Origin of the sequence: Rhizobium sp. RU20A, assembly GCF_900155885.1 — a bacterium.
Lineage (GTDB): Bacteria > Pseudomonadota > Alphaproteobacteria > Rhizobiales > Rhizobiaceae > RU20A.
Map to the genome: position 1 here is coordinate 248,583 of NZ_FTMB01000001.1, position 22,870 is coordinate 271,452.

The 22,870-nt window shown below is 64.2% G+C and carries 18 protein-coding genes; 4 read left to right on the forward strand and 14 right to left on the reverse strand.

The features are described from left to right. Positions 1–490: 490 nt before the first annotated feature. Entirely contained in the window at positions 491–3,994 is a 3,504-nt protein-coding gene (gene dnaE / locus F3H41_RS01220; RefSeq protein ID WP_149736772.1) for a DNA polymerase III subunit alpha, read from the forward strand. A 20-nt stretch (positions 3,995–4,014) separates the two neighbouring features. Here the strand turns inward: dnaE and F3H41_RS01225 are convergent, their stop codons facing one another. From F3H41_RS01225 to F3H41_RS01240, 4 genes are all read right to left on the reverse strand, one after another. Then, positions 4,015–5,262, reverse strand: coding sequence for a L,D-transpeptidase family protein (locus F3H41_RS01225; protein ID WP_149736773.1), 1,248 nt, complete (start codon positions 5,260–5,262; stop codon positions 4,015–4,017). Between the two features lie 138 nt (positions 5,263–5,400). Next, on the reverse strand, positions 5,401–6,708 hold the full coding sequence (locus F3H41_RS01230; RefSeq protein WP_149736774.1) for a DNA polymerase IV: 1,308 nt from the start codon (positions 6,706–6,708) through the stop codon (positions 5,401–5,403). A 91-nt stretch (positions 6,709–6,799) separates the two neighbouring features. Next, positions 6,800–7,453 (reverse strand): hypothetical protein, encoded by a 654-nt coding sequence (locus F3H41_RS01235; RefSeq protein WP_188129306.1) that lies wholly within the window; start codon positions 7,451–7,453, stop codon positions 6,800–6,802. A 3-nt stretch (positions 7,454–7,456) separates the two neighbouring features. Then, the gene (locus F3H41_RS01240) at positions 7,457–7,729 is read right to left on the reverse strand and encodes a DUF3572 domain-containing protein (protein WP_149736775.1); all 273 of its coding nucleotides are present in this window, start codon (positions 7,727–7,729) and stop codon (positions 7,457–7,459) included. 167 nt (positions 7,730–7,896) lie between these two features. Here F3H41_RS01240 and F3H41_RS01245 point away from each other — a divergent pair, with 167 nt between their 5' ends. Beyond that, the gene (locus F3H41_RS01245) at positions 7,897–8,268 is read left to right on the forward strand and encodes a response regulator (RefSeq protein ID WP_149736776.1); all 372 of its coding nucleotides are present in this window, start codon (positions 7,897–7,899) and stop codon (positions 8,266–8,268) included. A 15-nt stretch (positions 8,269–8,283) separates the two neighbouring features. Further along, positions 8,284–9,651: a PleD family two-component system response regulator gene (locus tag F3H41_RS01250; protein ID WP_149736777.1), complete on the forward strand. Its 1,368-nt coding sequence runs from the start codon at positions 8,284–8,286 to the stop codon at positions 9,649–9,651. 757 nt (positions 9,652–10,408) lie between these two features. Here F3H41_RS01250 and rpmG read toward each other — a convergent pair. The 6 genes from rpmG to topA all read right to left on the reverse strand — a co-directional run bounded on the left by rpmG (position 10,409) and on the right by topA (position 18,219). Next, a complete protein-coding gene (rpmG, locus tag F3H41_RS01255) occupies positions 10,409–10,576 on the reverse strand; it encodes a 50S ribosomal protein L33 (protein WP_003587245.1) in 168 nt (55 codons plus the stop codon). A gap of 90 nt (positions 10,577–10,666) precedes the next feature. Beyond that, the gene (locus F3H41_RS01260) at positions 10,667–11,854 is read right to left on the reverse strand and encodes an MFS transporter (protein WP_149736778.1); all 1,188 of its coding nucleotides are present in this window, start codon (positions 11,852–11,854) and stop codon (positions 10,667–10,669) included. A 13-nt stretch (positions 11,855–11,867) separates the two neighbouring features. Beyond that, positions 11,868–12,548 (reverse strand): NUDIX domain-containing protein, encoded by a 681-nt coding sequence (locus tag F3H41_RS01265; protein WP_188129307.1) that lies wholly within the window; start codon positions 12,546–12,548, stop codon positions 11,868–11,870. 32 nt (positions 12,549–12,580) lie between these two features. Continuing rightward, on the reverse strand, positions 12,581–13,042 hold the full coding sequence (locus F3H41_RS01270; RefSeq protein ID WP_149736780.1) for a DUF983 domain-containing protein: 462 nt from the start codon (positions 13,040–13,042) through the stop codon (positions 12,581–12,583). Positions 13,043–13,075: 33 nt separating this feature from the next. Next, a complete protein-coding gene (gene rnr / locus F3H41_RS01275) occupies positions 13,076–15,466 on the reverse strand; it encodes a ribonuclease R (RefSeq protein ID WP_149736781.1) in 2,391 nt (796 codons plus the stop codon). A gap of 2 nt (positions 15,467–15,468) precedes the next feature. Continuing rightward, complete coding sequence (gene topA / locus F3H41_RS01280) at positions 15,469–18,219, reverse strand: type I DNA topoisomerase (RefSeq protein WP_149736782.1); 2,751 nt, start codon at positions 18,217–18,219, stop codon at positions 15,469–15,471. 295 nt (positions 18,220–18,514) lie between these two features. Between topA and F3H41_RS01285 the strand changes: the two genes are divergently transcribed. Further along, positions 18,515–18,781 (forward strand): hypothetical protein, encoded by a 267-nt coding sequence (locus F3H41_RS01285; RefSeq protein WP_348532474.1) that lies wholly within the window; start codon positions 18,515–18,517, stop codon positions 18,779–18,781. Here F3H41_RS01285 and dprA read toward each other — a convergent pair. The 4 genes from dprA to F3H41_RS01305 are packed head-to-tail and all read right to left on the reverse strand — an operon-like array spanning position 18,710 to position 22,726. Then, the gene (gene dprA / locus F3H41_RS01290; protein WP_149736783.1) at positions 18,710–19,858 is read right to left on the reverse strand and encodes a DNA-processing protein DprA; all 1,149 of its coding nucleotides are present in this window, start codon (positions 19,856–19,858) and stop codon (positions 18,710–18,712) included. The two genes, F3H41_RS01285 and dprA, sit on opposite strands and share 72 nt — an antisense overlap. A gap of 4 nt (positions 19,859–19,862) precedes the next feature. Then, entirely contained in the window at positions 19,863–20,477 is a 615-nt protein-coding gene (gene plsY, locus F3H41_RS01295; protein WP_149736784.1) for a glycerol-3-phosphate 1-O-acyltransferase PlsY, read from the reverse strand. A gap of 24 nt (positions 20,478–20,501) precedes the next feature. Further along, on the reverse strand, positions 20,502–21,788 hold the full coding sequence (locus tag F3H41_RS01300; RefSeq protein WP_149736785.1) for a dihydroorotase: 1,287 nt from the start codon (positions 21,786–21,788) through the stop codon (positions 20,502–20,504). After that, entirely contained in the window at positions 21,785–22,726 is a 942-nt protein-coding gene (locus F3H41_RS01305; RefSeq protein ID WP_149736786.1) for an aspartate carbamoyltransferase catalytic subunit, read from the reverse strand. Before F3H41_RS01305 ends, F3H41_RS01300 begins: the two co-directional genes overlap by 4 nt. Positions 22,727–22,870: the final 144 nt, after the last annotated feature.

Here is a 22,870-nt window from a genome sequence, read left to right on the forward strand (position 1 = left end):
ACCCATCAAATGCCTTGACGAACGGAACAAAAAAAGAACAATATAAAAACAGAACGGAACAGGAGACAGCCATGACCGACTTCCTTCGTGACATCGCCGCATTCGCTTCCATCACGCTTTTCATCGCAAGCCTCTCCGTCATCGTGATGGGCATGTGACACCAAAGGTTTCGTTCGCGCCGAACCCTGCCTCGGCGCGGGCGGGAGCGTGGAAGGGCCGGCGCCGCCGCCGGTCTTTCGCGCAGTCAAAGCATCCGGATGCCGTCCGCTGCGGCCTTCGGACGGAGGATGATCCTCCGCATCGCGTCCGCCTTCCTCGCCCCGTGGAAGCGGACATGTGGGAAGGCCCGGCGTCTTTTCCCTCTCCGGTCAAGGTCCGCCGCACTGCCTTGCGACCGTGGAAAGGAGGGAGGAGGGCCGGGCGCCCCTTTGACTTCACGGCCGGCATTGTCGATACCCTCTCAGCTTGATCGGAATCAGGAGGTCGGCCAATGGCGGATGCAGCAGGCGCAGCAGGTGCGGGCGAAAGCCCGATCGCAGCAAGCCCCGGTTTCGTGCATCTGAGGGTCCATTCGGCCTATTCGCTGCTCGAAGGTGCGCTGCCGCTGAAGAAGATCCTCGGCAAGGCAACGGCCGACAACCAGCCGGCCATTGCCATTACCGATACCAACAACCTTTTCGTCGCGCTCGAATTTGCCCAGAAGGCCAGCGGCGACGGCATACAGCCGATCATCGGTTGCCAGCTCTCCATCGACATGGAGGATGGCGACAGCCTGCCGGAGCGACGCGGCCACCAGCACCAGCTGGAAAAGCTGCCCTCCATCATTCTGCTGGCCGCCACCGAGGCCGGCTATACGAGGCTCGTCGACCTCGTCAGCCGCGCCTATCTGGAAGGCGAGGGCAATCAGGCCGCCCGCATCCTGCTCTCCTGGCTGACCGAAGGCACAGATGGTTTGATTGCCCTGACGGGCGCCAGAACCGGCCCCGTCGACATGGCGTTGATGCAGGACCACGCGGAAGCCGCGACGCGCCGGCTCCTCGCACTGAAGGCTGCCTTCGGCGATCGTCTCTATGTCGAATTGCAGCGCCAGCGCGGCTATGACAAGGCGCATGAGCGCCGCATGGTGGAGCTTGCCTATCGGCACGGTCTGCCGCTCGTCGCCACCAACGAGGCCTTCTTTCCGACCCCCGGCGATTACGAGGCCCATGATGCGCTGATGGCGGTCGCGCACAATGCCATGGTCTCCGACGACGAGCGCTTCCGGCTGACGCAGGATCATTACCTGAAGAGCCGCGCTGACATGATGAAGCTCTTCGCTGACCTCCCGGAGGCGCTGGAGAATTCCGTAGAGATCGCGCAGCGCTGCTCCTACGTCCTCAAGGGCCGCAAGCCCATCCTGCCGCGCTTTACCGGCGCGACCGACGATGCGGAGGAGGCCGAACGCGCCGAATCGGCCGAACTTCGCCGCCAGTCGGTCGAGGGGCTTGAGGCCCGTCTTGAGCTGCTCGGCACCGCGCCCGGCTTCACGGTCGAGGAGTATCGCGAGCGCCTCGATTTCGAGCTCGGCGTCATCGAGCGCATGAAATTCCCGGGCTACTTCCTGATCGTTGCCGACTTCATCAAATGGGCCAAGCAGCATGATATTCCGGTCGGCCCCGGCCGCGGTTCGGGCGCGGGCTCGCTCGTCGCCTATGCGCTGACCATCACAGACGTCGATCCGATGCGCTTCTCGCTGCTCTTCGAACGCTTCCTCAATCCCGAGCGCGTCTCGATGCCCGACTTCGACATCGACTTCTGCCAGGAGCGGCGCGAAGAGGTGATCCGCTACGTGCAGCGCAAATATGGGCGCGAGCAGGTGGCGCAGATCATCACCTTCGGGTCGCTGCAGGCGCGCGCCGCGCTGCGCGATGTCGGCCGCGTGCTCGAAATGCCCTACGGGCAGGTCGACAAGATCTGCAAGCTCGTGCCGAACAACCCGGCCAACCCGACGCCGCTCTCGCAGGCCATCAAGGAAGAGCCGCGCCTGCAGGAGGAGGCCGACAAGGAGCCGGTCGTCGCGCGCCTGCTCGACATCGCCCAGAAGATCGAGGGTCTCTACCGCCACGCGTCCACCCATGCCGCCGGCATCGTGATCGGCGACAGGCCGCTCTCGCAGCTCGTTCCCATGTACCGCGATCCGCGCTCGGACATGCCGGTCACCCAGTTCAACATGAAGTGGGTCGAGCAGGCCGGGCTCGTGAAGTTCGACTTCCTGGGTCTGAAGACGCTGACGGTGCTGAAGACCGCGGTCGATTTCATCGCCAAGCGCGGCATCCATGTCGACCTGGCCACGATTCCACTGGACGACGCCAAGACCTACGAGATGCTCTCCAAAGGCGATACGGTTGGCGTCTTCCAGGTGGAAAGCGCAGGGATGCGCAAGGCGCTGATCGGCATGCGCCCCGACTGCATCGAGGATATCATCGCGCTCGTGGCGCTTTACCGCCCGGGTCCGATGGAAAACATTCCGGTCTACAATGCCCGCAAGCATGGCGAGGAAGAGATCGAATCGATCCATCCGAAGATCGATTACCTCCTGAAGGAAACGCAAGGGGTTATCGTCTACCAGGAACAGGTGATGCAGATTGCGCAGGTCCTGTCGGGCTATTCGCTCGGCGAAGCCGATCTCCTGCGCCGCGCCATGGGCAAGAAGATCAAGGCCGAGATGGACCAGCAGCGCGAGCGCTTCGTGGACGGCGCCATGAAGAACGGCGTCTCCAAGGCGCAGTCCGATATCATCTTCGATCTCCTCGCCAAATTCGCGAACTACGGCTTCAACAAGTCGCACGCCGCCGCCTATGCCATCGTCTCCTACCAGACCGCCTATCTGAAGGCGCATTTCCCGGTTGAGTTCCTGGCAGCCTCCATGACGCTCGATATGGCCAATACCGAAAAGGTCAACGACTTCAGGCAGGATGCAGGCCGCCTCGGCATTACCGTCATTCCGCCCTCGGTGCAGACCTCGTTCCGGCATTTCGAGACGGGCGAAAACCGCATCTACTACTCCATCGCGGCCCTCAAGGGCGTCGGCGAGGCGGCCGTCGAACACATCGTCGCGGTGCGCGGCGACAAGCCCTTCGACAGCATCGAGGATTTCTGCTTGAGGATTGATCCGAAGCTCCTCAATCGCCGCGTCTTCGAAAGCCTGATCTGCGCCGGCGCCTTCGACTGCTTCGGCCGTGACCGAGCCGAACTCGTCAGCGGTCTCGATCGCATCCTCGGTTACGCGCAGCGCCTGCAGGGCAACAAGGTCAGCGGCCAGAGCGACATGTTCGGCGCCGGTTCAGCCACCGGGCCGGAGCGGATCGCCTTCGGCACCTATACGGCCTGGCTGGCTTCGGAAAAGCTGCACCGCGAATTCCAGGTGCTCGGCTTTTACCTCTCCGCCCATCCGCTCGACAGCTACAATGATCTTCTCGGCAAGATGCGCGTGCAGACCTTCCAGGACTTTGCCGTCGCCGTAAAGAAGGGGGCGACGGCAGGTCGCCTCGCAGGCACGGTGACCGCCAAGCAGGAGCGCAAGACGCGCACCGGCAACAAGATGGGGATTGTCACCTTCTCCGATTCCTCGGGCCAGTTCGAAGCTGTGCTGTTCTCCGAAATGCTGAACCAGTATCGCGACCTCTTGGAAGCCGGCAAATCCATGGTGATGACGGTGCAGGCCGAGGAGCGCCCGGAAGGCATCGGCCTTCGCATCCAGACGCTGCAGTCGCTGGAAGAAAAGTCGCTGCAGATGCAGAAGGCGCTGCGGGTCTATGTGCGCGACTCAGGTCCCTTGCGCTCCGTGGCGGCCCACCTGAACGCGAAAGGCGAAGGCCTCGTCTCCTTCATTGTCATCAAGGAGAACGGCCAGCGGGAAATCGAGGTGGAACTCGCCGAACGTTACCGCATCTCGCCAGAGATTGCCGCCGCGCTCAGGGCCTCGCCCGGCATCGTGGATGTCGAGCTCGTCTGATCCTGGGGGGCGGGGCCCGCTCAGCCCTTCGTGGCGGAGCGCGTCAGGGTGACGAAGTCGGTGCCCTTGCCGGTCTCCGGGCCAAGGCCGGTGTCGGAGATCGTCAGCGACGAGCCTTCGGCCAGCAGCGCGTCAATGCGGGCGCGGATATCGGCGGGAATGTCGATGCGCGCAAGCGTCTGCGTGAGGGTGGTGTTCGGCTCTGCGTCAGCCGTGATGCCGAGGCGGGCCTTGGTGGCCGTCGAGAGCGCATCGTCCATGGTCACGCCAAACCAGCGGCCCTTGCCGCTCTTCCCGTCGATATCCTGAAACTGCAGGAAGTGCGTGCCGAGCGCGACCTCCGGGTTGCGGATGGTGACGGGAACGTCGAAGAGCGGGGCGAATTTCTGCCGCACCATCAGATGCGCATTGCCCGGTTCCGGCCGGCCGGCGGCGACATAGACCGCATGCACCAGCTGATCGGAGATTTTGCCCGTCACCACCATGCCCTGTCGGCCCTGGAAGAGCCGGATCGCCGCGCGCGTCTTCGGTCCCACCACGCCGTCGGCCGCGCCGGCATCGTAGCCAAGGCCATGCAGGGCGGCCTGTAGCGCCGCCGTCGTTTCGCGCTCGCCGCGCCGGGTGATCAGCATGCGGATCGGCGGTTCGTCCGTCTCGGCCGCAACCTTGGCCGCCTCGGCGCCGGCGGACGGCGCGATCATCGCGACTTCGACGCTGCCGGTGTGTTCCATTCCAAGGCGCAGCGTCGCATCGCTGAGGAGTTGTGGGGCCGGCTTCTCCGGCTGGAAAAGCCAGGGGTCGGAAATTTCACTTGGCACCACCTGCCGGTCCGAGATGATCACATGCACGCCGCGCGTCGTCATCTTGTAGAGTTCCGGGGCAAAGGCGTTCGGCAGGCGCACGCAGCCATGCGAGGCGGGGTAGCTCGGCACGCTGTTGGAGGCATGCAGGGCAATGCCGGACCAGGTGAGCCGCTGCATGAAGGGCATGGGCGCATTGCTGTAGATGTTGGAATGATGCATGCGGCGCTTCTCGAGCACGGAGAAGATGCCGGTCGGCGTCGCGTGGCCCGCCTTGCCGGTCGACACCCGCGAGGTCGCGACGATCGTGTCGCCGTCATAGACCACCAGAGACTGGGTGTCCTTGGTCACGACGATCTGCAGGGGTGCGCTGCCGCCCGCCGCAAGCGCGGGGACCGGAGACAGGGCGGTTCCGGAGGCAAGACACAGGGCGACAAGGCCCGCACGCAAGGCAGTACCGAACGACATGATGATGATCCGACGCAAAACAAACAGACAGGCAGGCAGCGTACCGCTAGAGGTTTAATGAAGTTTGAGCGATGTGCAGGCGCGGCCCATCACGTTTGCATGAGGAACGGCCGGGACCACAGATTTATTCGCAAGCTTTTATTCGGAGCCCGGCGGGTCGGGCTTCCGCTGCCGGCCGAACGTATAGCCCGTCTCCACGCTGTCGCGGCCGAACTTGTCGCGCAGCGCATTCATCGCCGCTTCCGCCTTGGCCCGCTGGGCGGCCTGCCGGTCGACGAGGTCGGGCGGATCGGCCCGCGCGGGATCGGAAAGGTCGTTGACGCCGATGCCGATGAGGCGAAAGCGCGTGCCATCGGCCTCGCGCTCCAGCAGGGAAAGGCCGGTGCGGAAGATACGGTCGGCAAGCTGCGTCGGGCTGTCGAGCCGCCGGTTGCGGGTGCGCAGCTTGAAATCGCTGGACTTCAGTTTCAGCACCACCGTGTGACCAGCCGTTTCGGAGCGTCGCAGCCGGAGTGCCACCTTTTCGCTCAACCGGCGCAGATGCACGGTCAGTTCGGCCAGCTTGTGGATATCCTCGTTGAAGGTGGTTTCCGCCGACACGCTCTTGGCCTCGCCGTCGATCTCGACGCGCCGGTCGTCCTCGCCGCGTGACAGGTGGAAGAGACGTTGTCCCATGGTGCCGTAGCGGCGCATCAGGTCGCCTTCCTCCATGGTCTGCAACTGGCCAATGGTGCGGATGCCATCGCGCCCCAGCGTTTCGGCGAAGGCCTTGCCGACGCCCCAGATGGTGGTGACGGGCCGATCGCGCAGGAAGTCGATCGCCTCCGCCTGGCCGATGACGGAAAAGCCGCGCGGCTTGTTGAGGTCGGAGGCGACCTTGGCGAGGAACTTGCAGTAGGAGAGGCCGACGGAAACGGTGATGCCGATCTCGGCTTCGATGCGCCGGGCAAGCCGGGCCAGCGTGCGCGCCGGTGGATCATGATGCAGCCGCTCGGTGCCGGTAAGGTCGAGAAAGGCCTCGTCGATGGAGAGCGGCTGCACGAGCGGGGTCAGCGCCTGCATGAGGGCCCGCACCTCGCGGCCGACGCGGCTGTATTTCTCCATGTCCGGCTTGATGACGACGGCATCGGGACACGCCTCCAGCGCCTTGAACATCGGCATGGCCGAGCGCACGCCGCGGATGCGGGCAATGTAGCAGGCCGTCGAGACAACGCCACGCTTGCCTCCGCCGATGATCACGGGCTTGTCGGCCAGCTCCGGATTGTCGCGCTTTTCGACCGAGGCATAGAAAGCGTCGCAGTCGATATGGGCGATGGGAAGATCGTAAAGTTCGGCATGGAAGACGAGGCGCGGGCTGCCGCAGGCGCGGCAGCGTCGCTCGCTCTCGCGCTGCGGCGCAAGGCAGTCACGGCAGAAACCGGGGCGGGGCGGGGCGTCGCTGGTCATCACGGGAACAAAGATTGAACATCGCGACCTTACGCGCCTCAGTCCCGCGCTTCAAGGCCGCAGCGCTCACGCATCCACATCCGAAAGACAATCAAGCGGGTTCACCTGCCCAGAAATGCTTGCTGACCAACCGGTGCGCCCCGGCCCAGTCGTCGGCGCAAATCACGGGCGCATCCGGCACTGGCATCAGCGCGCGAAATTCCCGGTCCGCCATCAGATGCACGAGAAGGCACTGAGGCACGCTCTCGCCCACGGAGGCGAGGTTTCGGGCGATATCGTCGATGAAGGCGAGGGGCAGGTCGCGGCCGCGGTGCAGGTCTGCAACCACGGGGCCCTTCGGTTCCTCGGTGGCAATCATCGGGAAAGTGAGATCAAGTCCGTTCAGCAGCGTGCGGCGAAGATCGTGGTGGCGGGGCGGCATCGCCGTGAGGAAGACCACATCCGCCTTCTCGCTGAGCATCGCCAGTGTCGTCGCCACGTCGCAGGCCGGGGTCTGCCAGTCGCACTGTTCGGCAAAGAACATTTCGATCAATGGATGCACGGCTTCGTCCGCAATCGGCGTACCCGTGTCGATAGCGACAATATTGCCATGCAGGCGAAACGAGCGCGGCAGCAGTTTCAGGCCGTTCGCCGCCAGAAAGCGGCGGAAGGGACCGAGAAACTCCAGCACGACCTCATCGACGTCGCACACCAGCAGTGGCCGGTCGGTCAATTGCTCCCGCACCATTCCGATTGCCGTCACCATCGATCAATATCCCCCGTCCTGCGGCGGACCGCAGAGCATATGGGCGGCGTGCACGACCCGGTTGGGATCGAGATCGCTGGCACTGCAAAAGGCGAGCAGCGTCGGTTCATGTCCCATGAGAAAATCGAGGACGCCCGCCAGAAAGCCGGGCGAGGCGGCATTGCGGCGCAGATCGCTGACATCGCTGCCCGTCAGCGCCAGGAAACGCGAGAGTTGCTCGGGTTCGCCTGCCAGCCAGCCGAGCGCAGTAATGGCAATCTGATCAGCATCGGTCACCTTGGCACTTTACCCCTGAACAGTTTTCCGATCGCGCACGGAGTTTCCAATTTCTCAACCAAATCCATCTAGCGTCAGTTGAAAGAGGTCGCTTGTCTCTCGCCGGTCTGAACTTATCTTCAGCAGAGCGGGTTTCAAGTGCATCATCGTATCATCAGGACACACAGATGCCCAAACAGGTCATGATTGTCGAGGACAACGAGCTGAACATGAAGCTCTTTCGCGACCTGATCGAGGCGTCCGGCTATCGGACCATCCAGACGCGCAATGGGATGGAGGCGCTTGAACTCGCCCGCCGCCATCGTCCGGATCTTATCCTCATGGACATTCAGCTTCCGGAGGTCTCCGGCCTTGAAGTGACCAAGTGGCTGAAGGAAGATGACGAATTGCACGTCATTCCCGTGATCGCCGTCACCGCCTTCGCCATGAAGGGCGATGAGGAGCGGATAAGGCAGGGCGGTTGCGAAGCCTATGTCTCAAAGCCGATTTCGGTACCGAAATTCATCGAGACCATAAAGACTTACCTCGGCGATGCGTGAGAGCGGACAAGAGCAATGACAGCGCGTATCCTCGTCGTTGACGACATCCCGGCCAACGTCAAGCTGCTCGAAGCGCGGCTGATTGCCGACTATTACGAAGTGCTGACCGCCCGTGACGGTTATGAGGCCCTCGCCATCTGCGAAAGCGCGCCGGTCGATCTGGTGCTGCTCGACATCATGATGCCCGGCATAGACGGGTTCGATGTCTGCGAGCGGCTGAAGGCCAATAGCCGAACGGCCCATATTCCCGTCGTCATGGTGACGGCCCTCGACCAACCTTCCGATCGCGTTCGCGGCCTGAAGGCCGGTGCCGACGACTTCCTGACGAAGCCCGTCAACGACCTGCAACTCATGTCCCGCGTCAAGAGCCTCGTTAGGCTGAAGAACGTCAGCGATGAACTGCGCCACCGCGCCGAAACCGCCCATGCCCTTGCGCTGCAGGACATGGCGGCCCGCGACCGGCAGGAAGGGCCGGGCAGCGTGCTGCTCGTTGATGGCCGCGCCAGCTCGCAGGAGCGTATCGTCAAGGCGCTGAGCCCGGTAGCCGAAGTAACGGCGCTCTCCGATCCGCAGGCGGCGCTGTTCGAGGCGGCCGAAAACAGCTTCGACCTCGTCATCGTCAACTCGAATTTCGAGGACTACGACCCGCTGCGCCTCTGCTCGCAACTGCGCTCGCTGGAACGCACCCGTTACATCCCCGTGCTTCTCGTGGTGGAACAGGGCGCTGACGAGACCGTCGTGCGCGCCTTCGAACTCGGCGTCACCGACTACATCATGCGCCCCCTCGATCCCAACGAGCTTGTCGCGCGCTCCATGACGCAGGTTCGCCGCAAGCGTTACAATGATCGCCTGCGCACCAGCGTGCAGGAAACCATCGAGCTGGCGGTGACGGATGCGCTGACCGGTCTGCACAACCGACGCTATCTCGACAGCCATCTGAAGCTCCTGCTCGACCGGGCCACTGCGCGTGGACGCCAGCTCTCGCTGTGCATCACCGATATCGATCGCTTCAAGGCGGTGAACGACACCTACGGCCATGACGTCGGCGACGCCGTACTGCGCGAATTTGCGCGCCGTATTCGCTCGACTGTGCGCGGCGCCGATCTCGCCTGCCGCTATGGCGGCGAGGAGTTCGTGGTGGTGATGCCGGATACGCTGCATGAGACGGCCGAATCGGTGGCCGAGCGTCTGCGCATTCTCGTCGAATCGATTCCCTTCCCGATTCCCGGAGGGGATGGCCCGATATCGATCACCGCCTCGCTGGGAATCGCCACGCTGATTCCCGGGCAGGATACGGCCGAGACGCTGATCCGCCGCGCTGACCGCGCCCTCTACCAGGCCAAGAACAGCGGCCGTAACCGCGTGGTCGCAGCGGCGGCCTGATGTCGGTCCGGCGGCACAGGCGGCCGACCCGTAGAGGTCAGACATCTATCGATCTGCAAGACCTGCAATCGCGTCCGACGTATATCTGGCAGGTGGTCCGGAGTGAACTTGCCGCATTTAAGCATCAGAAATATTTAGGATTTTCGATTTCGTGGCGTGTGGCGTGGCGCCTTGTGTGCGCAGTTCGCAAGACTCCGGCGGCACTGTGTCTGTAGAGTCGACTCTTTGCACACTATAGGCCGACGCGTTGCTGCCGGGGTGTTCGACACGTCACCGCCCGCTGGGCCGCATTAAACGGAACACGAATTTCTTAACCATAAATCTGTGTGGACTTCGAGTTGGTTAAGAAATCGTTGCTTTTCTGCAAAAAACGCGTAATCCTTTAAGCACAAGAGAGACAGGTTCTCTCCAGCAAACAACCGGTTACCCCATGATGCTCAGGTCCGCCGCATCTCCTGGGTCGTGGGGTCGGTCGGTTGGTTCTCCGCAAGATCGGTTCCTCGTGCCGTAGCTGCGAACCAGCCGACCCCCATTCGCAACGCCACCCCTTGCAAAAAGGGGTGGCGTTTTTGATTCCAGCAATGTGCTCCGCGCCCCGATCGGAACAAACTGCCGGGACAGGCAGTCCATGGGACGAGGTCCAAGGATACGAGGAGGGACGAGGGAGCGGGACGCCGAAAGCATGCCGACTGGACAACAAAAAAGCGCCGGTCGGGTGACGCGGCGCTTCCTGCAATCCCGAAGGATGAAACGAAGATTACTTGATCTTCGTTTCCTTGAACTCGACGTGCTTCTTTGCGATCGGGTCGTACTTGGTCTTCGTCATCTTGTCCGTCATCGTACGGCTGTTCTTCGTGGTGACGTAGAAGAAACCCGTGTCGGCCGTCGACAGAAGCTTGATCTTGATGGTGGTTGCCTTTGCCATGGTCGTCCTGCCTTTAAATGGATGTCGCCGTGGACGGCCTGGGCAGCCACGGTCTGAGGTGGCGCGAAACTACAAATCGCGCCCGAAAAGTCAACCCTGTTTGGGCCGCAAAACCATGCGACCGATGGTCAAAACGATGTAAATCGCGAAGAAACCGGCAATCGCCCAGGCAAAACCGGAATTGCCGGTGATGTCCATGGCCGCGCCGATGACCTGCGGACCGGCGACCGTGCCCACCGCATAGGAGAAGATAAAGGCTGCATTGGCGGCGGCAAGGTCCGCCCCCGTCAGCCGCGAGCCGAGGTGGCTGAGACCGACCGTGTAGAGGCCAGAGACGCATCCGCCCCAGAACAGGAGCACGATCGCCGTCAGCAGCCAGCTGTGAACGAGAAGCGGGAGGCTGAGGGCGCCGATGAGCCCGACGACGGTCATCAGCGACAGAAGCGTCCTGCGGTCCTTGATGCGGTCCGACAGCATGCCGAGCGGGATCTGGAAGACGACATTGCCGATCCCCATCACCGTGAGCAGCAGGGCAGCCTGGGCCTCGCTAAAGCCGGCGCGGGTGCCGAAGATCGGAAACAGCGATAGACCGCCCGATTCGACCGCTCCGAAGATGAACACGGCCGCCGTCGCCGTCGGAACGAGGAAGACGTAGCGCAGAAAATGCCGCTCCGGCTTTTCGTCGATGACAGGACATTCCTTGCGGGCGATGAAGATTGGAATGGCGGCGAGCAGGATGACGCCCGCGCCGACGGCAAAGGGGAGGATGCCATCGCTGCCGAGGATGGAGAACAGCAGCGGTCCGGTCGCAAAGCCGAGTGACAGAACGGTGCCGTAGATGCCGAGCACGAGACCACGTTTGCGCGGCGGGGCCGTGGCATTGATCCAGAATTCCGAGAGGATGAACATCACCGTGATCGCGCCGTGGAAGGCGACACGCAGCGGGAACCAGAGCCAGAAGTTCTCGATGGCGTAAAAGCCGAGGGCCGAGATGGATGCGATGAGGATCGCCAGCAGCATGGCCGGCACGACGCCGATCCTGTGGGCAAGCTTGGTCGTCAGCGGCGCGGCGGCCATGGAGGCCAGGCCGGCCATGGCGGAGTTCAGCCCGATCATGGTCGAGGAAATGCCGCGCTTTTCCATGATGATGCTGAGCAGCGGCAGGCCGAGGCCGATGGCAATGCCGACGGCCGAGATGGCCGCGACGGCTGCAAACAGCGACGGCCAGTGGATCTGTTCCTCGGCCGGCTTCGAAAGGCCGGGTGACGGCTGGTGCATGCGCGGTCAGTCCTCAGAGCATGGTTCGGACAAAACGTCCGCGCACTGTGTAGTAGAAGGGCACGCCGCGCTCAAACGATAAATGCGGATCGACTGAGAGGCGCGCGGCGAGATCGTCGAGAATGGTCGCTGTGATGTCAGGCAGCGGTACGGACTGGCGGTCATCGATGCCGATCCAGCGCAGATCCTCAAGCTCCCGGCTGTCGCGCGCCGCTGTCGGATCGATCGCCACCTCGTCGGTAAAGAGCGTGAAAAAACGGGTGTCGAAGCGCATCGGAAAGGTGGGCGGCGTGATGGCGCGGGCCGTGTATCGCAATTTGCCGAGCGCCGGTGCAAAGATGGACGCTGCGGCGGCGCCGGGAACCGGGGGATCGAAACGGCCGATCACCAGCCCCGTTTCTTCGTGGAGTTCCCTGAGCGCCGTGACCCCCAGCCCGTGCAGCGAAGTCGCCCGTCGCTTTGGAACGCGCCGCGCCAGAAGCGTGACGACGTCGTCGGCAAGAGGCTCCAGTGTGGCCAGTCGATGGTCCAGCGGATCACGTCGCCCGCCGGGGAAGACGTAGAGATTGGGCATGAAGCGATGTGCGGCCGCGCGCCGGCCGACAAGAACTCTTGGGACCGGCCCGCTGCGGTCGATGAGGATAAGGCTGGCGGCATCACGCGGCACGACACGCCGTTTCGCAGCCTGTGCCAAGCGCGCGTTCTCCTCCTCCATGTGTCACCCGCTCAGCGCGGCGGGGCCTGGTCCGGCAGCCGGTCTTCCGGCGCATCGGGCTTATCGCCGAAGCCATGCATGCGCAGCGCCCATTGCAGGCCGATGACGGCGCCCTTGACGGGCTGCATCAGGGCAACGGAAGCAAGGATCGTCAGGGGCGCCCATATGGCCAGATGCTGCCAGCTGTTCAGGGACCAGACGAGGTCCGTCGCCATGTAGCCGCCGACCATGACATGGCCGACGATGGTGATGACGATATAGGGCGGCAGGTCGTCGGCGCGGTGATCGTCGAGGCGCTGGTCGCAGCAGGCGCAGTGATCGACGGTGCGCAGGAACTTTGCAAAAAGCTTGCCCTGTCCGCAGGCCGGGCAGGTGTTGAGAAAGCCGCGGCGCATGCTGCGCCCCACCGGCCGCTCTTCCCGAATCTCGGATGTACCGCCGAGGCTGATCTTCTGTGTCTGTACCACAGTCATGGCATTGCCTTTCGTCCCGCGTTCGAGCGGGCGTTAGCGTTTGCCGCGCGGCGGGCGTGTTCCGGGCTGCTTGCGCCCGAAGGCCCTGTCCCGTCGTCCGGACTTGTGGAACGAACGGATTGCCGTCGGCATCTTGCGACCTTCGCTGACCATCTCGAAGCGAAGCGCGCCGGCCAGTGGCACGGCTTCTGCCAGCGAGACCCGGACGGGATCGCCGAGTCTGTAGCCAAGCCCGGTCTTCTCGCCCGTCAGCGCCTGATGCGCCTCGTCGTAGATGAAGTAGTCGCGTCCGAGCGTTGATATAGGGACGAAACCATCCGCACCATAGGCCGGCAGGGTGACAAAAAGTCCCGATTTCGTCACGCCCGAAATGCGCCCGTCAAATTCCTGGCCGACGCGATCGGCCAGATGATGGGCAATCAGCCGGTCCACCGTCTCGCGCTCGGCCGCCATGGCGCGCCGTTCGAAGGTGGAGATTTCCGCCGCGATATCGTCCAGCGCCGCCTCTTCCTTCGGCGTGATGCCGCCTTCGCCGAGGCCGAGCGAGCCCACCAGCGCGCGATGCACGATGAGGTCTGCGTAGCGGCGGATGGGCGAGGTGAAGTGGGCGTAGCGCAGGAGGTTGAGGCCGAAATGGCCGATATTCTCCGGGCTGTAGATCGCCTGGCTCTGGGAGCGCAGCACCATCTCGTTGACCATGGTCTCGAAGGGCTTTCCCTCGGCCTTGGAGAGAATGCCGTTGAAATGGTTGGAGCGCATGTTGCCGCCCTTGGCGAGCGCAATGTCGAGGGTCGCCAGGAACTCGCGCAGCGTCTCCTGCTTGGCAAGCGAAGGCTGGTCGTGGACGCGATAGATCAGCGCCTGCTTCTTGGCTTCCAGTGTCTCGGCGGCGGCGACGTTCGCCTGGATCATCATCTCTTCGATGAGTTTGTGGGCGTCCAGTCGCTCCGGCACGATGACGGTGTCCACGGTGCCGTCGGGTTTCAGGAGGATCTTGCGCTCGGGCATGTTGAGCTCGAGCGGCTGGCGGCGATCACGACCGATGGTCATGATCCGGTAGGCATCCCACAGCGGCTTGAGGATCGTCTCGAGGATCGGGCCTGTCTTGTCGTCCGGGCGCCCGTCGATGGCGGCCTGGGCTTGGCTGTAGGAGAGCTTCGCCGCGCTCTTCATCATGATGCGGTGGAAGGTGTGCCCCGCCTTGCGGCCTTCCCTAGAGAAGCGCATGCGCACGGCGAGCGCCGGCCGCTCCACGCCTTCCTTCAGCGAGCAGAGATCGTTGGAGATCCGCTCCGGCAGCATCGGCACGACGCGGTCGGGGAAATAGACGGAATTGCCGCGCTTGGCCGCTTCCTGGTCGAGCGCCGAGCCGGGGCGGACGTACCAGGAAACGTCGGCGATCGCGACGGTGACGATCACGCCGCCCGGATTGTCCTCGGACGGGTCCGGTTCGGCATGCACGGCGTCGTCATGGTCTTTCGCATCCGCGGGGTCGATGGTGACCAGCGGCAGGGCGCGCCAGTCCTCGCGCTTCGCCATGGAGGCGGGGCCGGCCTCGTGGGCCTCGGCGATCACGCGGGCCGGGAAGACATGCGGGATGCCATGGGCATAGATGGCGATCATCGAGATCGCCTTTTCCGAGGCGACGGAACCGATGACGGTGCGCACCGCGGCAAGCGGCAGCCCGTAGCGGCCGGCGCGGGAGACCTCGACTTCGACGAGGTCTCCGTCCTTGGCATCGCCGACGCCGGAAGCGGGGACCGCCATTTCGTCGCCGCGCTTTTCGATCGGCATGATGCGCCCGCCGCCATCCGCGCCATGCAGGCGGAAGACACCGAGAACGGCATCGCGCTTCTTGTCGAGAACCTTGATGATACGGCCCGTATAGGCCGGGCCGCCGCGCTCCTTGGCGGGAAAGATCTTCGCCAGCACCCGATCACCGAGGCCGCCGACCGGCGTCTTGCCCTTGGAGCGGGCCTGCGAGGACTGGCGGATCAGCACGGCTGGCGCCACGCCGCCATCCTCGGGCCATTCGGCCGGCCGTGCGATCAGTTCGCCATCCTTGTCGCGGGTGGTGATGTCGAGCACCGTGACCGGGGGCAGGGCGCCGGGCCGCGTCAGCGACTTGCGCTTCTTCTCGACATAGCCCTCATCCTCTAGCGCCCGAAGCGCGTCCTTCAGTTCGACGCGCGCCTCCGCCTTCAGGCCGAAGGCCTTGGCGATCTCGCGTTTGGAGGCGCGGTCGGGATTTTCGGTGATGAAGCGCAGCAGCACGTCGCGCGGCGGCACCGCGCCATGGATAATCGGCGTGTCCGTAGCGGGAAGCGTGGTGTCGCTGCCGCGCACCACGGCCGGTTTTCCACCCTCGCGGCCCGGCCGCTGCCGTCTGGAGCCTTCGGTCGGGTCGCGCGGAATGCGTGCCAAGATCAGCCTTTCCCGGCTGCCGTCTTGCCGGCCGCCTTTGGTTTTGCGGCTGCCTTGGGCTTGGCCGCCGTCGTCGTTGCAGTGGTCTTCTTCGTCGCCGTGGCCTTTGCGCCGGCCGCCTTCGTCGTCTTCGCCTTGGCGGGCTTTTCGGCCCCGTCCTCGGTTGCCTTCGCGGCCTTGGCGGTCTTGGCCGGTGCCTTTGCAGCCTTCGCCTTGGTCTTGCCGCCGGACTTGCCGGCCCGCTCGGCGATCAGCGCCAGGGCCTCCTCGACGGTGACATCCTGCGGTTCCTTGCCCTTCGGCAGGGTTGCATTGACCTTGCCCCAGTTGACGTAGGGCCCATAGCGCCCGTCGCGCACGGTGATCGCGCCGCCATCCGGATGCTCGCCGAGTTCCTTCAACGCGGCCTGCGCCGCGCCGCGACCGCGTCCGCCCGGACCTTTGCTGGCCTTGTCGGCGAGCACGGAAACGGCGCGGTTGAGGCCGATCGAGAAGACGTCCTCGATCGACTCGACATTGGCATAGGTGCCGTCATGCAGCACGAAGGGTCCGTAGCGGCCAAGGCCGGACGAGATCATCTTGCCCGTTTCGGGATGCGGGCCGATATCGCGGGGAAGCGACAGAAGGGCCAACGCCTTTTCGTGGTCGATGGACGCCGGCGTCCAGCCCTTCGGCAGGCTGGAGCGCTTGGCGTCCTTGCCGTCGCCGCGCTGCACATAGGGGCCGAAACGGCCGCTGCGCAGCGTGATCTCTTCACCCGTATGCGGATCCTTGCCGAGCGCCTGCGGCTCGTTCGAGGCCTGCGCCTCCGCATCCGCGCCGTCGGAAGAGAGCTGGCGGGTGAAATTGCATTCCGGATAGTTCGAGCAACCGACGAAGGCGCCATACTTTCCAAGCTTCAGCGACAGCTTGCCGGTGCCGCAGACCTGGCAGATGCGCGGGTCCGATCCGTCCTCGCGCTTGGGGAAGACCAGAGGGGCGAGCGCTTCGTTCAGCGCATCCAGCACATTGGTGACGCGCAGTTCCTTGGTGTCCTCGATCTGGGCGAAGAAGTCCTTCCAGAAGTCCCGGAGAACCTCCTTCCAGTCGAGTTCGCCCGCCGAGATCCGGTCGAGCTTTTCTTCGAGATCGGCGGTGAAATCGTATTCGACATATTTCGAGAAGAAGTTCTCGAGGAAGGCCGTGACAAGACGGCCGCGCGAATGCGGGATCAGCTTGCGCTTGTCGACGACGATATATTCGCGGTCGCTCAGCGTCTTCAGCGTCGCGGCGTAGGTGGAGGGGCGGCCGATGCCGAGCTCTTCCATCTTCTTGATCAGCGAGGCCTCCGAATAGCGCGGCGGCGGCTCGGTGAAGTGCTGGCTGGCGTTGATCTTGTCCTTCGCGAGGTTCTCGCGGGCATTGATCTCCGGCAGGCGGCCATCCTCGTCGGCGTCGTCGCTCTGCTCGCCATCTTCCTTCTGGTCCGTGTAGGCGGCGATGAAGCCGTCGAATCGGATGACGGAGCCGACGGCGCGCAGGCCTGCGGTCTCGCCCTTGTTGTCGGCAAGGATCTCGACTGTTGTGCGCTCGATTTCCGCCGATGCCATCTGGCTGGCGATGCCGCGCTTCCAGATGAGGTCGTAAAGACGAATCTGGTCGGCATCGAGGAAGCGCTTCACGCTGTCGGGCGTTCGGTTGAAATCGGTCGGGCGGATAGCTTCGTGGGCTTCCTGGGCGTTCTTCGCCTTGGTGGAGTAGAAGCGGGCCTTCTCCGGCACGTAGCGGGCGCCGAACTGGTCGCCGATGGCGCGGCGTGCGGCATCCACGGCTTCGGGCGCCATCTGCACGCCGTCGGTACGCATGTAGGTGATAAGACCGACCGTCTCGCCACCGATGTCGATGCCCTCATAGAGCTTCTGCGCCACCTGCATGGTCCGGGAGGCGGAGAAGCCGAGGCGCGAGGAGGCGGCCTGCTGCAGGGTGGAGGTGGTGAAGGGCGGGCCGGGATTGCGCTTGACCGGCTTGGCCTCCACACTGTCGACAACGAAGGATGCGCCTTCCAGCAGCGCCTTCAGCCGGTTGGCATCTTCGCCCGTCTTGATCGACTTGCCCTGCAGGCGCTTGCCATCCGCCATGGAGAGCTTCGCCTCGAAGGCATCGCCGCGCGGCGTCTTCAGGATCGCCGACAGATTCCAGTATTCTTCCGAGACGAAGCGCTCGATTTCGTTTTCGCGGTCGCAGACAAGCCGCAACGCCACCGACTGCACGCGGCCGGCCGAGCGAGCGCCCGGCAGCTTGCGCCACAGCACCGGCGAGAGATTGAAGCCGACGAGATAGTCGAGCGCCCGGCGGGCGAGATAGGCGTCGACCAGCGCGACATCGATATCGCGCGGCGCCGCCATGGCTTCGAGCACCGCCTTCTTGGTGATGGCGTTGAAGACGACGCGCTGCACCGGCTTGTCGCCGATCACCCGCTTCTTCTTCAGGAGGTCAAGGACATGCCAGGAAATGGCTTCCCCTTCGCGATCCGGGTCGGTCGCCAGAATGAGCCCGTCGGATGATTTTACCGCGTCGGCAATGTCCTTCATGCGCTTGGCGGAGGCCGTATCGACCTCCCAGGACATTTCGAAGTCCTCGTCCGGGCGCACGGAACCGTCCTTGGCCGGCAGATCACGCACGTGGCCGAAGGAGGCGAGAACCTTGTAACCGGGTCCGAGATATTTGTTGATCGTCTTGGCTTTCGCCGGCGATTCAACCACGACAACGTTCATGTAAACACTCTGTTCGGTCGGCGACGGAGCAGGCCGGAGACCGGTCGGCGGCGCTTCAAATTCTGGAGACTGCCTTTCGAAATGAAGAGAGAAAGCCGCGCGGTCAAGGGTTTTCCGGGAAAATATGCCTGATGCAACGCAATGCAACCATTTGGGGATTTTTTCTGTGTTGCAATTAAGGATATTTGCATTATCGTTGTAATAGGCGAGCTTTGCGAAACATAGATTGTAAAATGCGCGCTTCGATTGAACCATCGGCAGGCCTGCCACAGCGCGGGAGAGTGCCGGCCTCTCCATGGCAGGACAGCGCATGACGATATCTCCATCATCGGGATCCGGCAGTACCCAAGGCCGCGAGAACATGGCCTATATCCGGGAGATGCTTGGCGAATTGCGCGCGGTTGCCGAGGCGGAGGGCGCTGGCATGTTGTGCTACCTGCTTGAAATGGCCTATCTGGAAGCCAGCGACCTGCAGCAGGGCCGTCGCCCGTCACAGGAAACTCGTCACCGAGACCATGCCATTGGCGTGGCGATGCAGACGCCCGGCAAGGTCAAGCTCTAGCAGCACAAGATAGACCTGCGCCGCCGAAAGGCCGGTATGGCGGATGATGTCATCGATGTCGACGGGCGTCGGCCCCAGCGCATCGACAATCCGCTGCCGCTCGCTGTCGTCGGGCGGCGCGGCCATGCGGCGGTCGCCATCCTCGATCGGTTCGTTCATTTCCCGTGGCGTGAAGAGGTCGATGCGCGTCAGCGGCGCGAGTGCTTCGAGAATGTCGGCCGGTTCCGTCACGATGGTGGCGCCATCGCGGATCAGGCGATTCGTGCCGTGGCAGCGCGGATCGAGCGGCGAGCCCGGCACGGCAAAGACCAGCCGACCGAAATCGGCAGCAAAGCGCGCCGTGATCAGCGAACCCGACCTGACCGCCGCCTCCACCACCGCAAGACCCATGCTGACGCCGGCAATCAGGCGATTGCGGCGGGGAAAGTCGCGGGCCCGCGGTTCCCAGCCGAACGGCATTTCGCTGATGGCGAGCCCGCTTCCCTCGGTGATCTGATTGAGCAGCGGCACGTTCTCGGGCGGGTAGGGCTGGTCGAGCCCTCCGGCCATCGCCGCGATCGTGCCCGTTTCGAGGCTGGCGACATGGGCGGCCGCATCGATGCCGCGGGCAAGGCCGGAGGTAATCGTGTAGCCGGCGCGGCCCGCCTCGCGCGCGATCATCGCGGCGAACTTCGCGCCGCTGACCGAGGCATTCCGGGAGCCGACAATGCCGAGGGACGGGCGAAGCGCAACGGCGGCATCGCCCTTGACGGCCAGAATCGGCGGGGCCGCATCGATCTGACGAAGCGCCGGCGGATAATCCGGCTCGCCGATGCCGAGGAAGCGGGCACCGAATCGGCTGGCGAAAGCAAGTTCCCGTTCCGCCTCCTCGACACTCGCGACACGGATGGTGCGCGTCGAGCCGCCGCGGGCGGAGAGCTCCGGCAGCATGGCGAGTGCGGTTTCGGCGGTGCCGAAGGTGTTGATGAGATCCCGGAAGGTCGCCGGGCCAACATTGTCGCTGCGGATCAGCCGAAGCCAGGAGATGCGTTGCCGGTCGGAGAGGACTATGCCCGTGCGCCTCGTTCCGTCGGCCATGCCCTCATCCCTTCTGCCCGATCCTGCTTTCGGTTCCGGCCATGAGACGCTCGATATTCGCCTTGTGCTTGATCCAGGTGATGAGGGTCATCGCCGCAAACAGAAGCGCCGTCTTTTCCGAAATCGCGAACCACGATACAACCGGAATGACGAGCGTTGCAACCAGCGCTGAAAGCGACGAATAGCGGCTGATCTTCGCGACGCCGAGCCAGACGGCGGCGAAGACGAGAACCAGCCACGGTGTGACGCCGAGCGCCACGCCGATATAGGTCGCCACACCCTTGCCGCCCTTGAAACCGAGCCAGACCGGAAAGAGATGGCCGAGGAAGGCCGCAAAGCCGCCGACAAGCGCCGCATCGGGTCCGAGATAAAGACCGGCGAGCGCGGCGGCTGCCGTTCCCTTGAGAGCATCGAGCAACAGGGTGGCGGCCGCCAGCTTCTTGTTTCCGGTGCGCAGCACGTTGGTCGCGCCGATATTTCCGGAGCCGATCTTGCGCACGTCGCCAAGGCCGGCCGCTCGTGTCAGGATGAGGCCGAAGGGGATGGAGCCCAGCAGATAGCCGAAGACGAGCACGCCGAGCGTTGCGCCCCAGCCGAGTGTCCAGGAAAGCGTGTCCATCATGTCCTCCCGGTGGGCGTTGCGTCAGGCGCCATAGACCAGATTGCCGGCAACATAGGTCGCGACGGCCCGGCCGGTAAAGCGTGCATTCTCGAAGGGCGTGTTCTTGGAGCGCGACACCAGCTGTTCCTTGGCGACGATCCACGGCTCGTCGAGATCGACGAGCGTGATATCGGCCGGCGCACCCGGCTTCAGCGTGCCGCCCGGCAGGCCGAAGATCGAGGCCGGCCGCGTCGAGAGCGCATCGACGAGCCGCATCAGCGGCACATGGCCGCTGTGATAAAGGCGCAGCGCCGCCGCCAGCATGGTCTCCAGCCCGATCGCGCCATCGGCGGCATCGGCAAAGGGCAGTCGCTTGGTATCGACGTCCTGCGGATCGTGCGAGGAGACGATAATGTCGATCTCGCCGCGTGCGAGAGCCTCCACCATGGCCACACGGTCGGCCTCGCTGCGCAGCGGCGGCGAGAGCTTGAAGAAGGTGCGGTATTCGCCGATGTCGTTTTCGTTCAGCGTCAGACTGGCGATCGCTACGCCGCAGGTGACCTTCGCGCCGCGCTTGCGGGCGGTCACCACGGCTTCGACCGATTCGGGTACCGAGAGCTGCGCGGCGTGATAGGCGCCGCCCGTCAGGCCCGCGATGCGCAGATCGCGCTCCAGGGGAATGATCTCGGCCTCGCGCGGAATGCCGGAGAGACCCAGCCAGCTCGCCAGCAGGCCCTCGTTCATGACGCCGGCGGCGCCGAGATGCGCGTCGCGCGTCTCCAGCGACACGACCGCACCGAAGGCCTTCGCATAGGTCATGGCCCGGCGCAGCACCTGCGCATCGTCGAGCCCATGGCGGCCATTGGTGAAGCAGACGGCGCCAGCATCCTTGAGGAGGCCGAATTCGGTCATCTCTTCACCCTTGAGCCCCTTGGTCAGGGCTGCGGCGGGGTAGACATTGACGATGGCGCGGTCACGGGCCGTCTTGCGGATGAACTCCACCAGCGCGATGTCGTCGATGACGGGATCGGTATCCGGCATGGTGATGATCGAGGTGACGCCGCCGGCCGCCGCCGCGCGCGCGGCCGAGGCGACCGTCTCGCGATGTTCGCCGCCGGGTTCCCCGACGAAGACGCGGGCATCGATAAGGCCGGGCATGGCAATCAGGCCACGCCCGTCGCGCAGGCTGGCGCCTGAAGGCACGGGACGGGTGAGCGCTTCGGCGCCCGCCGCTTCGATCTTGCCGTCCACGATGATGATTCGGCCGGCTTCATCCAGATCGCGCGAGGGATCGATGATGCGGACGTTGTCGATGACGACGGGCTTCATGCGCGCGGCCCCTGGTTCTGCGAGAGGAGGAGCGTTTCCATCACCGCCATGCGCACGGCAACGCCCATTTCCACCTGGCTTTCGATGACGCTCTGCGGACCGTCGGCAATCTCAGAGGCGATTTCGACGCCGCGGTTCATGGGGCCGGGATGCATGACGAGCGCATCGTCCTTCGCGGCTTTCAGCTTTTCGGCATCGAGGCCGAAATAGTGGAAATACTCGCGCACCGACGGCACGAAAGCGCCGGACATGCGCTCGCGCTGCAAGCGCAGCATCATCACCACGTCCGCATCCTTCAGCCCTTCGGCCATGGAATGGTAGACCTCGCAGCCCATGTCGGCGATGCCGGTGGGCAAAAGCGTCGCGGGGGCCACGACCCGCACGCGCGCGCCCATCTGGTTGAGCAGCAGGATGTTGGAGCGGGCAACGCGCGAATGCAGCACATCGCCGCAGATGGCGACGATGATACGGGACAGCTTGCCCTTGGCGCGGCGGATGGTCAGCGCGTCGAGCAGCGCCTGGGTCGGATGCTCGTGCTGGCCGTCACCGGCATTGACGACCGCGCAGGACACCTTCTGCGCTAGAAGCGCGGCAGCACCGGCCGAGGAGTGGCGCACCACCAGCACGTCAGGGTGCATGGCGTTGAGCGTCATCGCGGTATCGATCAGCGTTTCGCCCTTCTTCACCGAGGAATTGCCGACCGACATGTTCATCACGTCGGCGCCAAGCCGCTTTCCGGCCAGTTCGAAGGAGGATTGCGTCCGGGTCGAGGCCTCGAAGAAGAGGTTGATCTGGGTGAGACCCCTAAGGGTGGACGTCTTCTTTTCCCGCTGGCGGGAGATCTTCACGGCCTCGTCGGCACGGTCCAGCAGGATACTGATGTCCTGTTCGTTGAGACCCTTGATGCCGAGCAGGTGGCGATGCGGAAAGGAATGCATGGTCCGCCCTTGCTTTCGTCTGAATGGCCCGCTCTATAGAGGCTGGGCGGCGGTGCGGCAAGCCGGCCGGCGCCCGCGATCCCGTCTCGTCACAGGAATATCGGTGAAGAGCGGTCGCGGGGCGTGGCGCGCCCGTATCGCGCC